Annotated in this window: 12 protein-coding genes; 2 read left to right on the top strand and 10 right to left on the bottom strand. The window is 73.2% G+C overall.

All coding sequences use genetic code 11. From position 1 onward, the window contains the following. Positions 1-50: 50 nt before the first annotated feature. The 9 genes from PAI11_RS09730 to PAI11_RS09690 all read right to left on the bottom strand — a co-directional run bounded on the left by PAI11_RS09730 (position 51) and on the right by PAI11_RS09690 (position 11,224). The gene (locus PAI11_RS09730; protein WP_040599568.1) at positions 51-1,463 is read right to left on the bottom strand and encodes an MlaD family protein; all 1,413 of its coding nucleotides are present in this window, start codon (positions 1,461-1,463) and stop codon (positions 51-53) included. After that, entirely contained in the window at positions 1,463-2,743 is a 1,281-nt protein-coding gene (locus PAI11_RS09725; protein WP_007573714.1) for an MlaD family protein, read from the bottom strand. The genes PAI11_RS09730 and PAI11_RS09725 overlap by 1 nt, the downstream gene beginning before the upstream one ends. Beyond that, entirely contained in the window at positions 2,740-4,311 is a 1,572-nt protein-coding gene (locus tag PAI11_RS09720) for an MlaD family protein (protein ID WP_040599566.1), read from the bottom strand. Before PAI11_RS09720 ends, PAI11_RS09725 begins: the two co-directional genes overlap by 4 nt. Then, a complete protein-coding gene (locus PAI11_RS09715) occupies positions 4,308-5,765 on the bottom strand; it encodes an MlaD family protein (RefSeq protein ID WP_040599564.1) in 1,458 nt (485 codons plus the stop codon). The genes PAI11_RS09720 and PAI11_RS09715 overlap by 4 nt, the downstream gene beginning before the upstream one ends. Further along, positions 5,762-7,138, bottom strand: a complete 1,377-nt coding sequence (locus tag PAI11_RS09710) for an MlaD family protein (RefSeq protein ID WP_040599562.1) — start codon at positions 7,136-7,138, stop codon at positions 5,762-5,764. The genes PAI11_RS09715 and PAI11_RS09710 overlap by 4 nt, the downstream gene beginning before the upstream one ends. Next, on the bottom strand, positions 7,135-8,661 hold the full coding sequence (locus tag PAI11_RS09705; RefSeq protein WP_040599560.1) for an MlaD family protein: 1,527 nt from the start codon (positions 8,659-8,661) through the stop codon (positions 7,135-7,137). The genes PAI11_RS09710 and PAI11_RS09705 overlap by 4 nt, the downstream gene beginning before the upstream one ends. Next, positions 8,658-9,452 (bottom strand): ABC transporter permease, encoded by a 795-nt coding sequence (locus PAI11_RS09700; RefSeq protein WP_007573712.1) that lies wholly within the window; start codon positions 9,450-9,452, stop codon positions 8,658-8,660. Before PAI11_RS09700 ends, PAI11_RS09705 begins: the two co-directional genes overlap by 4 nt. Next, the gene (locus PAI11_RS09695) at positions 9,449-10,219 is read right to left on the bottom strand and encodes an MlaE family ABC transporter permease (RefSeq protein ID WP_007573709.1); all 771 of its coding nucleotides are present in this window, start codon (positions 10,217-10,219) and stop codon (positions 9,449-9,451) included. The genes PAI11_RS09700 and PAI11_RS09695 overlap by 4 nt, the downstream gene beginning before the upstream one ends. A gap of 363 nt (positions 10,220-10,582) precedes the next feature. Beyond that, positions 10,583-11,224 (bottom strand): TetR/AcrR family transcriptional regulator, encoded by a 642-nt coding sequence (locus tag PAI11_RS09690; RefSeq protein WP_007573708.1) that lies wholly within the window; start codon positions 11,222-11,224, stop codon positions 10,583-10,585. A gap of 155 nt (positions 11,225-11,379) precedes the next feature. On the opposite strand from PAI11_RS09690, the gene PAI11_RS09685 reads away from it, so the two are divergent. Next, positions 11,380-11,940 carry a TetR/AcrR family transcriptional regulator gene (locus tag PAI11_RS09685; protein WP_007573706.1) on the top strand — a complete coding sequence of 187 codons (561 nt, stop codon included), beginning with the start codon at positions 11,380-11,382 and terminating at the stop codon, positions 11,938-11,940. After that, complete coding sequence (locus PAI11_RS09680) at positions 11,937-12,656, top strand: TetR/AcrR family transcriptional regulator (RefSeq protein ID WP_050897183.1); 720 nt, start codon at positions 11,937-11,939, stop codon at positions 12,654-12,656. The genes PAI11_RS09685 and PAI11_RS09680 overlap by 4 nt, the downstream gene beginning before the upstream one ends. On the opposite strand, the gene PAI11_RS09675 is transcribed toward PAI11_RS09680, so the two are convergent. Next, a partial coding sequence (locus tag PAI11_RS09675) for a 3-hydroxyacyl-CoA dehydrogenase family protein (protein WP_040599556.1) occupies positions 12,551-13,322 on the bottom strand: 772 nt, incomplete at its 5' end. The two genes, PAI11_RS09680 and PAI11_RS09675, sit on opposite strands and share 106 nt — an antisense overlap.

Raw genomic sequence — 13,322 nt, 5'->3', positions numbered from 1 at the left:
GGGGGGGGGGGGGGGGGGGGGGTCGCAGCGCGGTCGCCGCGGGCGGTCGCCTACGGCGGGGCCAGCAGCAGGCGCGGGTAGGACGCGATCCGGCCCTGGAAGCTCCACGGCTGCTGCTGCTTGCAGTCGGGCACGCCGGTGCCCGTCGCCGGCAGCAGCAGGGGATTGGCCGTGTTGCGGCAGTCGTAGGCCTCGAGCCCGCCGCGGCTGATGTTGACGGCGCTGCTCGGCGCCGGATACGGGTTCTGCCGGTTGCTGGGCAGCTTCTTCGCCCATCCGCCGACGATCTCGTTCCAGACCGTCAGGCTCGCCGCCGGGTAGCTGCGGATCTTGTCCTGCGAGATCCGCGCCTGCCCGTTGGTCATCGACGCGACGTTGGCGAACGCACCGAGGATGTCGCCCCGGATCGCCGCGGCGAGCTGCAGCAGCGGGATCAGTTGGCGGGTGCCGGTGTAGGTCGGCTCGAGCGCCGGCCCGGCGACCTCGAGTAGGCGGGTCAGCGCCGGCAGCGTCGTCGTGCCGGTTCGCAGCACGCCCGGCAGCTGTCGGAAGGTCTGGCGGAAGACCGGGGTGTCGTCGATCAGCGATCGCAGCGCCGGCTGCAGCAACGGCACGGTCGGCCGCAGCGACGCGACGGCCCGCCGCAGCTCGGGAGCGGCCGTCGCGGCCGTCGTCGACGCGTGGCGGAGGGAGATCAGGAACGGCGGAAGCGCGGCGATCGTCGCCCGCAGGTCGTCGTCGCGCGTCGCGGTGACGTCGAGCAGCCGCCGCGACTGGACGACGGCGTCCTGCACCGCGTCGGCGCGCGAGCCGACCGCGTCGAAGACGTCCGACGCGTTGGCGACGAGCTGCTGGAGCTGCTGCTGCTGGTCGTTGAGCGTGTCGACCACGGTCCCGAGGTCGGAGACGACGGCCGGCGCTCGGCCGAGGACGCCGCTGACCGACAGCGACCGGCCGTCGAAGGCCCGCGCCATCCCGGCCATCGACTGCCTGAACGCCCTGCGCGTCGCGGGATCGAAGGTCTGGAGGACGTCGTCGAGGCGCTGTGCGCGCTGGACGTTCGCGAACGCCAGTGCCCCGCCGTCGGGCACCTCGGGCGCCTTCCGCGCCCCGGGAGCGACCTCGACATAGCCCTCGCCCAGCAGGGACTTGTTGCGGACGAGGACCCGCGCGTCGCGGCGAAGCGGAGCGAACCCCGGATCTACCTCCAGCGTCAGCCTCGCCCGCCGCCCGGCCCGCCGCACGTCGACGACGTGGCCGATCGAGACCCCGGCCATGCGGACGTCGGAGTTCGCGAACAGCGCGTCGGCCTCGGGGACCTCGACGGACACCTGGTACCCCTTCGCCTCGAAGGGGACGGTGCCGCCGAACGAGCGCCAGATCGCGACCGCGATGCCCATCGACAGCAGGGCGAACATGATCGGCAGCAGGAGCCTGCGGAGCGTCGGGACTGCGGTGTGCATCAGGGCGCCGGGGTCACGGGGCAGATGTTGCTGGCTCCGAGGAGCAGTCGGAACAGGGGAGCGAGGTCGAGCGCGCCGGTGATCTGCTCGCACGAGACGTTGAGCGCGACGCGGAGGATCGCGCCGTGGGCGTCGCCGCCGCTGGCGACCGAGTTCCAGTTATGGGCGAACCAGGCGAGCCAGAAGAGCATGCCCTCGTCCTTGCCGGGCGGGTTGTAGCCGACCTCGTTGAGGACGTAGTTGGCCGCCTGCGCGACCCGCGTGATGCCCGGGGTGACCTTCGAGAGGGCGTCGAGCGTCGGCCCGAGCCGGCGGGCCAGCGGCTGCGCCTCGACCACGAGCGGTCGCAGCTGCGTGCGCAGCATCGGCGTCAGGCCGTCGGTGAACCCGCGCAGGTCCGCGAACGTCGCCGGCAGCTTCCGCAGCGAGGGCGTCAGCGCCTCGACGGTCGGCCCGAGCTGGTCCGACAGCTGCCCGACGGTCTGCAGCGAGGCTCCCGCGGTCCGCAGGGTCCCCGGGACCTGGGCGAGGATCTCGCGCAGCGGGCGATCCTGGCGGCCGAGGGCCTGCAGCGTGCGGTTGCCGGCGACCACCAGGTCGGAGAGCCGGCCGTCGGCGGCCGCCGCGCGTGTGACCGCGGCGGTGTCGTGGACGAGCGAGGCGATGTCGCGGCGGCGGCCGTCGAGCGCGCGCGCCAGCTGGCCGACCTGGGCGCTCGTGGGCCCGAGCGACAGCAGGATCCGTCGCAGGTCCGGGGCGCGGCCCTTCGTCCCCCGCCCGAGGCCGGTCAGCAGCGAGGTCAGGAACGTCCTGGTGTCGGCGTCCAGGGTCGAGAGCAGGTCCGCGAGCGGCACCGGCGAGCTGTTGCGGCCGACCGGGATCGTTCCGCCCGGCGGCAGCGCCGGCGCCGAGCGATCGCCCGGATCGAGGTCCAGCTCCATGTCCTTGACGGGCGTGATGGGCCGCAGGTCGGCGCGCGCGTTGCGGTAGACGCGCGGCAGCTGGTCGCGCTCGATGGCCAGCTCGAGCTCGGCGTTGGTGCCGACGATCCGCGCTCCCGAGATCGAGCCGACGCGGACGCCCGAGACGTTGACGCCCTGACCGAGACCCGGCGCCACGCCGTCGGCGGTCGGGATCACCACCCGAACGACGTAGTCGTCGCGGAACGGGATCGGAAAGCGCTCCTTGACGAGCACGGCCCCCGCGGCGACCAGGCCGACGACCGCGAGCGCGAGGATCGTCGCGACGTAGCGGGCGTTCTCTCGCAGGCGCCGAATCATCGACCGCTCCTCCGTGCCGGGGCCAGAGCGCGGCGAACGCTCTCGATGTCGCGGTTGATCCCGACTCGCTGCTGCGCCGGGCTCATCGTCGCCAGTGGGTTCTTCGCTACCCAATCGCCTGCTCCGGTGTACCGCGGCGCCGCGGCCGCTCGCAGGTCGACCTGCGGTTGCCTCGCACAGGGCTGGTCCGGGCGCATCGGCGGCTCGACGCCGTACCCGAGCCACGCCGGCCGGACGCCGGTCGCGCCGTTGGTCAGCTGCGAGATCGTGTCGCCGATGCCCGGAACCAGCTGGTGGACGACGTTGTCGCCCGTCGCCAGTCCCGCCCGGATCGTGGTCCCGTTGGCGTCGAAGTCCGACGAGGCGCCGGTCAGGCTCGCGGCCATATGCAGGAACTCCTGCCAGACCGGCTGGTCGATGGTGTGCGGTCCGTCCTGCAGCTTCGAGCGCAGCACCGGCATCACCCGGCGGTCGATGCACTGCCCGATCGGGGTCACCAACGGCATCAGGAACCGCAGCTGCTCGAGCACGCCCGGGAGCGCCCTCACCGGCTGCTCCAGTGCCCCGACGAGCCGCGGCAGCTCGTCGCGGCGGACGAGGGTCGCGAACTGGGCGAGCGCGCGGCTGAACGAGCGCTGGGTCTGCGGCAGGTCCCGCAGGACCGGGTTCAGCGCGGTCGCGAACGTCCGGATCCGGGGCAGCTGGGCGTCGAGCTTGTCCAGCGACCCCGGGGCCACCCGCAACAGGTCGTCGGCGGCGCCAAGACCGGCCGCCAGGTTCCGGTCGTTGTCGGCCAGCGTCGCGAAGAACCCGTTGTAGCTGGTGACGATCTCCCGCAGCGCGGCGGGGTCCCGCGCCAGGGCCGACGTCAGCTCGCCGGCCCCGGCGAGCGCGCGCGTCAGGTCGCCGGGATCGGTCCCCTGCGCGGCGCGGCTGACCCGCCCGGCGCTGCTGAGCGCCCGGCTGAGCTCGCGGTTGGCCCGCCGGAGGCCGGCGACGCCGGTGCCGGCACGCGCCTCGATGCCGGCGCCGCTGCCGGTGCCGAGACCCGAGGCGAGCGCCCCGACGGCGGACGTCGCCGCCCCCCGCACCGGCGCGGTCAGCGTGCTCATCACCTGATCGAGCTGGACCGGGACCGACGTCTGCTGCCGCGGCACCGTGTCGCCGGCGCGCAGCCGCGCGGTGCCGGCGGTCCCCGGGCTGACGTCGACGTAGAAGTTGCCCTCGAAGGCGAGGCGCGGCCGGATCGCGAGCCGCGCGTCGACGTGGATCGGCGGTGCGTCCCCGTCCAGGCTCATGGTCACCAGCGCCCGTCCGTCGGCCGCAGGCTGGACGCCGGTGACGCGGCCGACGTCGAGTCCGGCGATCCGCACGGCGCTGCCGGGCTTGAGCTGGTTGCCGCTGACGAAGACCGCGCGGATCGGCGTGCCGCCACCGACGATGGCGTTCCGCCCGAAGGCGATCGCCAGGAGCCCGCCGATGATCAGGCCGAGCACGACGAAGCCTACGACCCGCCGCCGCGGCGAGTCGCCGTGCGGCATCCGGCGCTTGCGCGAGAGGCCGATCATCGCTCCCCCGGGGGCGTGTCGAGGAGGCGCGCGCGAGCGGCCAGCTGGGGAACGCCGGGCGGCGGCAGGGTCTCGACGTGGGCGGTGCTCTGCCGGCCCGGCGGGCTGGCGAGCGAGCGCGAGGTGAAGCTGTAGGGCTCGTTGCCGCCCTCGCACTCCCGGGCGTCCTCGGTCGGGTTGTAGTTGACGTGCAGGTTGGGCAGTGGATCCCGGTTCTGCAGCAGCTCGAGCGGGCTGTTGCCGAGCGCCTTGATCGTCGCGATGCCGACGGACGGGCCGGCGCCGGTGCCGGCGGTCCCGAACGCCTCGTACATGTTCCGGCCCCAGACGCTGAGGACGTTGCAGTGGACCTGGGCCGGGGTCAGCTTCTCCAGCAGCTTGCCGGTGGCCTGGAACGCGTCGTCGAGCTTGCGGACGGTCCCGTCGGCCTGCGGCAGCCGCGCGAAGCGCTCCAGCGACCTCAGCGTGGCCTGCAGCGGCCGAGAGAAGGCCGGCAGCAGCCGGGCGGGCGAGACGCCGTCGTCGAAGGTCCGCCGCGTGTCGCGCAGCGCGGCCGGCAGCAGGGCCGACGCCGGCCGCAGCTCGGTCGAGATCATCGCGAGGTCGTCGAGCGCCGGACGGAGGCGGGCCAGGGCCCGGGTCGTCGCCGTCGCGCTTCCCGGCAGGACGTCCAGGGTCCGGGTCAGCGCCCCGCGCTCCCGCGCCAGCGCGGCGAAGGTCCGCGATCCGCTCGCGACCAGGCCGCCGAGGTCGCCGCTGACCGCGTCGAAGGCGGCGACCGTCCGGGCGTAGCCGTCGAGCAGCGGCCCGAGCCGGGTCTCGGGGGCGGCCAGGGTGCGCATCAGCCGCGCGAGCGGACCGGAGACCCGCGACAGCTCGCTGATCGCGGTGCCGAGATCGGATCCGCGGCCCGCCAGCGCGACGCCGAGGTCGCCGACCCCGCGTTGCAGGTTGCGCGCCGTCCGCGGGTCGAAGAGGTCGAGCAGGTCGGTGATCTCGACCGTCGAGCGGGCGTTGGCGATCGACAGGGTCCCGTGGGAGGGGACCGTCCGCCGGCTGCGGCCCGGCATCAGGTCGACGTAGGTCGCGCCGAGCACCGAGGCGGGGCGCACCTTCACCGCGGTGTCGACCGGCAGCGGCGCGACGTCGCCGTCGAGCATCAGGTGCAGGCGGGCGAACGACGGGCGCGCGACGCCACGCGGCGGGACGATCGCCTCGACCTTCGAGACCTGCCCGACGCGGACCCCGCCGATCCGGACCTGGTTGTTCTTCACCATCCGGTTGGCGTTGGGGACGTCGACGACGATCTCGTACGTCGACGCCGCCGGCAGGCCGCTGTTGGCGGTGAAGCCGACGTAGAGGATCGCCAGGCAGACGAGGATCCCCAGGAAGCCAGCGAGCGGGTACCAGCGGCTGGCGTCGCGGCGCGGGCGGGGTTTGGTTCGGCGGCTCACTTCAGCATCCGATCGAGGAGGGCCCGGAGGTCGGCGCGCGTGCGATCGGGGAGCCGCAGCCGCCCGTCAGGCGTCCGCGGCGACGGGGCCGCCGCGGCGTTGTGGCGGCGCGGCCGCGCTTGGCCGTCCTGGAGCGCGTCGGGGCGGACGGTCGCAGGGTCGTTGAGCACGACCCGGCCCTTGCCCGGCCGGTCGAACTGCTGGTAGCAGCTCGCGTCGGGGGCCACCAGGCACTTGGCCGAGATCTTGGCCGAGACCGACAGGACGTGCGAGACGCCGTCGAAGGCGGTCGACAGGTGGGTCAGCCCATAGAGCGCCTTCTGCAGGTTCTCGAAGCCCCCGGTGGCGAGCATGCTGGCCACCAGCTCGCGGGCGAGCGCGACCGGCTTCGCGGAGCGCTCGGCGAATCGCTGGAGGCCGGCCACGACGGGCTGGGCCGGGACGATCGCCCGGCGGCCGGCGTCGGCAGCCGAGCCGAGCGCGCGGACGGCACGGCGCGCGGGCAAGGCGAACGACGGCAGGTGCTCGGTCAGCGTCCGCAGCTCGGGTGCGGCGGCGCGCAGGTTGCGCGCGGTCGGCGTCAGCTCGGCCGCGGCGCGCTGGAGGCTGCCGAGCGAGCCGCGGACCTCGGTCAGTAGCGGCGGGAGGGTCCGGATGCTGCGCTCCAGCGACGAGCGGTGGGCGGCCGTCGCCTGCGCGACGACCGCGGCCTCGCCGACGAAGTCGCGAATCTGCCGGTCCCGGGTCGAGAGCTCGCGCAGGACGCCGGCGGTGTCGCCGGCGGCGGCGCGGATCGCGTGCCGCTGGCCGTTGACGACGCTCAGCGCACGGCGGGCCTGGGCCAGCGCCGGATTCGCCCTCCGCAGCAGCGCGTTGATGTCGGTCCCGCGTCCGGCGGTCGCGATCCCCAGCTCGGTCAGGATCAGGCGGATCCGCTGGTCGGTGGGCAGCGAGAAGGTGTCGATCACCTGCTGCAGCTGCAGCGCGACCTGCGTCCGCGAGACGGGCACCGTGGGCGCGTCAGCCCCCGCCGGCTGCGGCAGGTCGGGGCGCGACGGCGTCCCCGGATCGCAATCGACGTAGTTCTCGCTGATGAAGCCCTCGGGGAGGATCCGGCAGCTGGCGTCGTCGTGGAGCGGGCCGAACTTCGCGTCGATCCGGAACTCCATCCGCGCCTTGTGGTCGGCCGTCAACGCGACGCGCTCGACCTCGCCGACCTTGGCGCCGGCGATCTTGACCAGCTGGCCGGGGACCATGCCGCGACCGGTGTCGAAGACGGCGTCGAAGCGGTATCCGTCCTCGTCGCCGGCGCGAACGACGAGGATCGCGGCGACAGCGACGGCCGCCGCGAAGATCAGCAGGCGCGCCCTCATCGCGAGCCCCGCCGTCGAGCCCGGGCCGCGGGCTCGGGGTCGGGCTCCAGCGACCGGCGATCGCCCTCGCAGTCGGTGGCGCGCCGGCAGAGCGCCGTCGGGCTGTTGACCAGCGCCGACATGCTCTGCCGCGGGTCGCAGATGCCCGCCTTGGGGTACCACGGGTTGGAGCCGTCGGCGGCCGGCGGGGCGTTCGACCCGGGGCAGCGGCTGCGCTGGTCGGTCAGCGAGCTGAAGATCCCCGGCAGCGCCCCGTTCTTGTCCAGCAGCCCCGTCACGATCGGCGCCAGCACGCCGCCGACGGCGGTCTGCGGACTCTGGATGAACTCCAGCTTCAGGTAGTGCCCGAACTGGTTGTACTGGCCGGAGGAGATCCCGGTCAGGCCGTTGACGACGCCGAGCAGCAGGTCGGAGCCGTAGAACCGGAGGCCCTCGAGCACGTCCATCGAGCTGCGGAAGCCGGTCGCGGTCGACTTCAGCGCCGCGACCGCCGGGGGCTCCAGGCGCTGGACGCCCTGGAGCGCGGTCCGCAGCGGCTCCAGCAGGCCGTTGAGCTGCCGCAGCGGCTGCTGGGCGCGGCCGAGCGTCTTGGGCAGCCGCCGCAGCAGCGTCCGCAGGCCGGGCTGGACGGCCGGCACCCGGCGCAGGGTCGGGCGGAGCGCGACCGCCGTCGCCGCCGTCCGCTCGAGCGTGCCGCTGGCCTGTCGCAGGACGCGCGGGGCGCGCTGCAGCACCGAGCTGAGGCTCTGGCGCTGGTCGGCCAGCGCCCGCATCGTAGTGGCCGTGTTCTGGATCGCGGCCTGGAGGTCGGGGCGGCGATCGGCCACGGCCTGGGCCGTGCGGGCGCCGGTGCGGACGAGCTCGGCGATCTGCGGCCGGTCGTCGGCGAGCTCCCGCAGCAGCCCGCCGACGCGGGCCATCGCCGGGTCGAGCCGGGCGAGCGTGGCGTTGAACTCACGCGCCCCCGAGCCGGCGTAGATCTTCGCGCTGTTGGCGAGCAGGCCCTGGAGCGCACGGCGGGCGGCCGGATCGACCGCGTTGAGGATCGCGTCGAGGTCGACGATCCCGGTCGTGTCGCTCGCCGGCAGCACGCTGCCGGTGGGCAGCGCGGGCGCGTTCTGCGGCCCCGGGCCGAGGTCGACGTAGCGGTTGGTGATCGTCGCCTGCCCGACCGAGCGGATCGTCGCCCGCGTCCCACGCCGCAGCGGCACGAACCGCTCGTCGCTGATCGCCATCGCGATGTCGGCCTGGCCGCCGTCGGCCATCGAGATCGAGCGGATCGTCCCGATCTTCACGCCGCCAACCTCGACCAGGCCGCCCTTGACCAGCTGCCCCGCGTTCGCGAACCGGGCGTGGACCGTGTACGACGGACCGCGGTCGGCCAGCAGGACTACCGCGACCGCCGCGACCGCGAGCGCCAGCGCCCCGAGCGCCAGCCGACGCGAGCGCCGGCGACGGCCGCGCCGGCCCAGCGCGCCCACCCGACGCGGGCCGCCGGCACGGGTGATCTCGGGCCCGCTCATCCGCCGATCGGGAGTCGCGGGGTGCCGCCCCAGAAGATCTGGCTGCCGACGATGCCGATGAAGTGGACGCCGACGAGGTTGACGATCATCGCCCGCGCGGTCGCGGCGCCGACCTCGACCGGCCCGCCGCGGACCTTGTAGCCGTAGTAGCAGCCGACGAGCACGACGAAGGTCGCCATCGCCATCGCCTTGATGCCGGAGAAGAGGTAGTCCTGCGGGCTCTGGAACTTCCAGAACAGCTCGAAGTAGCCACCCGGGGAGACCTGGGCGACCTGGACGACGACGGCGAAGTAGGAGCCGACGAAGGCGACGACGATCCCCAGCGCGTAGAGGAACGGCAGGATCAGCCACGAGCCCAGCAGCCGCGTCGAGCAGAGGAAGAGGACCGAGTCCATCCCCATCACGTCGAGCGCATCGATCTCGTCGGTGATCCGCATCGTGCCGATCTCGGCCACGAACCCCGTCGACACCTTCGCCGACATCATGTAGCCGAACGCGTAGGGCGTGATCTCGCGCAGGTCCCCGATCGCGGCGAAGGCCCCGGCGACGGACGGCGCGCCGACCTGGCGGGCGGCGTAGGACCCCTGGATCCCGACCACCAGGCCGAGCGCGAAGACCATCCCGAGGACGACCAGCATCGACCCGGTGATCAGCAGGCTCGACTGCCGGAGGACCTCTCCGGAGTAGCGCCGGACGCGACCGCCGAGCACCCCACCGACGATCTCGCGGGCGAAGACCGCCCCGTCGCCGACCGCCAGGACCGCGTCACGTGTCCGCCCGCGGGCGCTCATCGGACCTCCGAGAGGAGCGGGTTCGTCGCCAGCAGGATCTGGGTGAAGACGTAGTCGATCACCCCGATCATCAGGAACGAGATGACGACCGCCTGGTTGACGGCACGGCCGACGCCCTCCGCGCCCCCCTTCGCGTTGATGCCCTTGTAGCAGCAGACGACGGCGATCATCGAGCCGTAGATCGCGCACTTCAGAAACGACGCCGCGAGCTCGAGGGTCGTCGCGCTGCTGAAGAAGGCAGAGAAGAACGGACCCAGCGGGGCGTGGTTCTGGATCACCACGAGCACCGCTCCCGCCACCCCCGCCATCAGGGCGAAGACGTTGGCCAGCACGCTCACCGAGAGGATCGCGAGCAGCCGCGGAACGACCAGCGCCTTGACGGTGTCGACGCCGAGCACGCTGAGGGCATCGGTCTCCTCGCGGACCTTTCGCGCACCCAGGTCCGCGGTGATCGCCGTGCCGACGACGCCCGCGACCACGATCGCCGTCACCAGCGGCGAGAAGAAGCGCACGACGATCAGGACGTAGATGCCGCCCATCCGGTCCAGCGCCCCGAACAGGCCCAGGAAGTTCGACGCCTGGATGCCCGCCGGGCCGAACGAGAGCGCGAACGACGTGATGATCAGCGGCCCGACGGCGATCGCGATCGCGAAGCGGAACTGGTCGACGAACTCGGCGGCGTAGGAGATCGGCGGGCGAACCGCCCGGCGGGCCGAGAGGACCGCGAGGTGCAGCATGCCGCCGAACTCGACGACCCCGTGAGGCACCGCCGCACGGACGCGGCGTCGCACGCTCGGCGCTGCCGACGACGGGCTACTCGCCACGCCATCCGCCCGTCCGGCCACGGGCGCGAAGACGCCGCGAACCTGCTCCTCCACAGATCACGCGGCCACGGTACATGATGGGCGACGCAAAGTCCAGACAGTGTGTCCTAACGTCATGTTCTCGGGCGGATTGGTGCTCCTCTTCGCGGTGCAGACAAGCATCACTAGGGACCCACCGGGGCAATGGGCCAAGAATTCGCAACGTCTAGACGTTGCGTCGACGCCTGGGAGGACGACCCGGACGCAGACCGTCGCCGGCCACGGCGAACCTGGCGGGCGCGCCGGCCGCCCTGCGGGCGCCTACGGCTAGGGGGCGGCGGCCTGGCGGATGCCGTGCAACGCGAAGAGCGTGGCGCGCTCGATGATCGCCTCGTCGTCGACGCCGGCCCCGGCCGGATCCGGCATCCAATCGCGCGCGAGCACGATCCCGATCAGCAAGTTGACCACCAGCCAGATCCCCGTCGCCGCGGCCTCCGGCGAGAACCACCCCCGCGTCGCCGCCTCTCGGGCGCCGATCGCCTGGAGGCGCTCGACGACGTCGGCCAGCGTCGCCCGCAGCTCGTGCAGCAGGTCGGGCGCCGAGGCCTCGTCAGCCGCGGTCAAGCCGGCGAGCGCCTGGCGGTGGAGCACCAGGTGCCGATGCAGATCGCGCACGAACTCGCGCATCAGCGCCTCGTCGTCCCACGGCGCGTCGACCTGCGCGTTCCAGACCCGCGCGAACTCCTCGAGGAACGCCGCGAACGGGCTCACCAGCGCCGCCGAGAACAGGCTGCGCTTGCTCGGGAAGTGCCGGTGCAGCACCGACGCGCTGATCCCGGCTTCGACGGCGACGGCCCTCATCGTGGTGGCGCCGTAGCCATGGCGCGCGAACTCGCCGGCCGCCGCCTCGACGATCAGCGCCCGCACCTCGTCGGTGGTCCTTCGACGCTCGACGCGCGCAGGCTTCATCGGGCGAACCCTACCCCGGCGCAGCATTGCCATTCCCGATTCGTCAACCGAATGCTCGTCTAGACTCACAGTCTCTCGACCTCGACCCGATGCCTCCTTCGACCAGAACCACCAGAAGCAGCCGCCACCTACGACGCGAGCAAGCCCGTCGTAGGTTGCTGAGCGCGCTGGAGGTGATGCTGGAGTCGACGCGCTTCACCGACATCCGCGTCGAGCACTTGGCGCGCGAGGCCGAGATGTCGCGAGCGACCTTCTACGTCTACTTCGAGGACAAGGGCACGTTCCTGAGCGAGGTGGCGGAGAGCGCCATCGGGACGGTGGTCGAGGCCGGGCGCTACTGGTGGTCGCTCGGCCCCGACCTGACCAAGGGCGACCTTCGCGAGGCGCTCGAGCGGATCGCGGACGCCTACCGCTCCCAGCACCGCACCATGGCCGCCGTGATCGAGGCAGCGTCCTACGACTCGCTGATCGGGGAGCGGTTCGCCGACCTGATGAAGGAGGCCTCGGACGGCCTCGCGGCCTACATCCGGACCGGGCAGCGCGAGGGCTTCATCCACGCGGACATCGATCCGGACGCCTCCGCGGTCTGGCTCGCCTACATGGCCGAGCGGGGGTTCGCCAAGCTCGTGACGCCGGCCGACGCCGCGGCCACCGAGAGCCTCATGGCCACGCTCACCGATCTCGTGTGGAACGCGCTGCACGCGGGGCTGCGATGAGCAGCCCGCCGCCCGATCCGGGCGACCCGGTCGAGGAAGAGCGCCGAACGGCCGTCGGCGAGGAGCTGCTGCTCGTCGTCGACCGCCTGATCCAGCAGGGCGAGGGATTCACCGGAATCAGCGTCGAGCGGCTGATGGCCGAGGCGGGCCTCGCCCGCTCGACGTTCTACGCCCATTTCTCCGACAAGGCCGACCTGCTGCGGGTCTGGGCCCGGCGCGCGATGCGCCAGACGCAGGAGACCGGGACCGCCTGGCTCTCGCTCGGCCGGGGCCTGACGCGCGAGCAGCTGCACGGCGCCCTGCGCGAGGTGCTGCTGGGCTACCGGCCCTACGCGCGCCTGCTGTCCTCGGTCTACGACGCCGCGGCGTTCGACCCCGATCTCCAACGAGAGGTCGACCTGGTCATGTCCGACTACGTGACACGGTTGGAGGCCCACGTCCGCCGCGGCCAGGAAGAGGGCTGGGTCGATCCGGCCCTCTCGCCCGACGAGGCCGCCGCCTGGCTGACGTGGATGGTCGAGCGGGTCGAGCATCAGGTGCTGAGCCACGCGAGCGATCAGGAGATCGAGAAGCTCGTCCGCGGCATGTCGGACGTCACCTGGCACATGCTCTACGCGCGGGCGCTCGGTGACGCGGCGAGCGGCGCGTCGCGGTACTCGCGTCCCTCCGCGGCCCGCGCAACCAGCGACTCCGGCGGGGCGAAGCGCTCGCCGTAGCGGTCGGCCAGCTCGCGGGCGCGGGCGACGAACCCGGCCGGGCCGGTGGTCCGCCGCTGCCGGTCGCGGGGGTCGGCGTAGCCGTTGACGAACTGCAGCACGCCGCCGGTCCAGGCCGGGAAGCCGATCCCGAGCAGCGAGCCGACGTTGGCGTCGGCGACGGTCTCCAGGACGCCCTCGTCGAGGCAGCGGATCGCCTCGATCGCCTCGCGGAACAGCATCCGCTCCTTCAGATCCTCGAGCGGGATCGCGGCGGCCGGGTTGGCGGCCGGGTCGGCGACGCCGCCGAACGCGTCGATCAGGCCGGGCCAGAGGCGGGTGCGCCGGCCGTCCTCGTACTCGTAGAAGCCGGCGCCGGCAGCACGGCCGGGACGACCGTGCTCCTGGACCATCCGGTCCAGGACGGCGAACGCGGGCTCGTCGTCGAAGGTCCCGCCCTCGGCCTCGACGGCGGCGCGGGTCTCGTCGCGGACCTTGCGGAACAGGGTCAGCGTCAGCTCGTCCATCAGCTGCAGGATCGGCGCCGGGTAGCCCGCCTGGCCGCTGGCCTGCTCGATCGACGCCGGCGGCACCCCCTCCGCCAGCAGGTTCATCCCCTCGTAGAGGAACGTCCCGATCGTGCGGCTGGTGAAGAAGCCGCGCGAGTCGTTGACGACGATCGGGGTC

The organism is Patulibacter medicamentivorans, from assembly GCF_000240225.1.
Classification (GTDB): Bacteria; Actinomycetota; Thermoleophilia; order Solirubrobacterales; family Solirubrobacteraceae; genus Patulibacter; species Patulibacter medicamentivorans.
The sequence above is the reverse complement of the archived record's forward strand: the minus strand, read 5'-3'. Positions and strand labels throughout refer to the sequence as shown.

Coding starts and splice junctions, on each gene's coding strand:
- PAI11_RS09730 (WP_040599568.1), bottom strand. CDS start 1,463: ATGCACACCGCAGTCCCGACGCTCCGCAGGCTCCTGCTGCCGATCATG.
- PAI11_RS09725 (WP_007573714.1), bottom strand. CDS start 2,743: ATGATTCGGCGCCTGCGAGAGAACGCCCGCTACGTCGCGACGATCCTC.
- PAI11_RS09720 (WP_040599566.1), bottom strand. CDS start 4,311: ATGATCGGCCTCTCGCGCAAGCGCCGGATGCCGCACGGCGACTCGCCG.
- PAI11_RS09710 (WP_040599562.1), bottom strand. CDS start 7,138: ATGAGGGCGCGCCTGCTGATCTTCGCGGCGGCCGTCGCTGTCGCCGCG.
- PAI11_RS09705 (WP_040599560.1), bottom strand. CDS start 8,661: ATGAGCGGGCCCGAGATCACCCGTGCCGGCGGCCCGCGTCGGGTGGGC.
- PAI11_RS09700 (WP_007573712.1), bottom strand. CDS start 9,452: ATGAGCGCCCGCGGGCGGACACGTGACGCGGTCCTGGCGGTCGGCGAC.
- PAI11_RS09690 (WP_007573708.1), bottom strand. CDS start 11,224: ATGAAGCCTGCGCGCGTCGAGCGTCGAAGGACCACCGACGAGGTGCGG.
- PAI11_RS09680 (WP_050897183.1), top strand. CDS start 11,937: ATGAGCAGCCCGCCGCCCGATCCGGGCGACCCGGTCGAGGAAGAGCGC.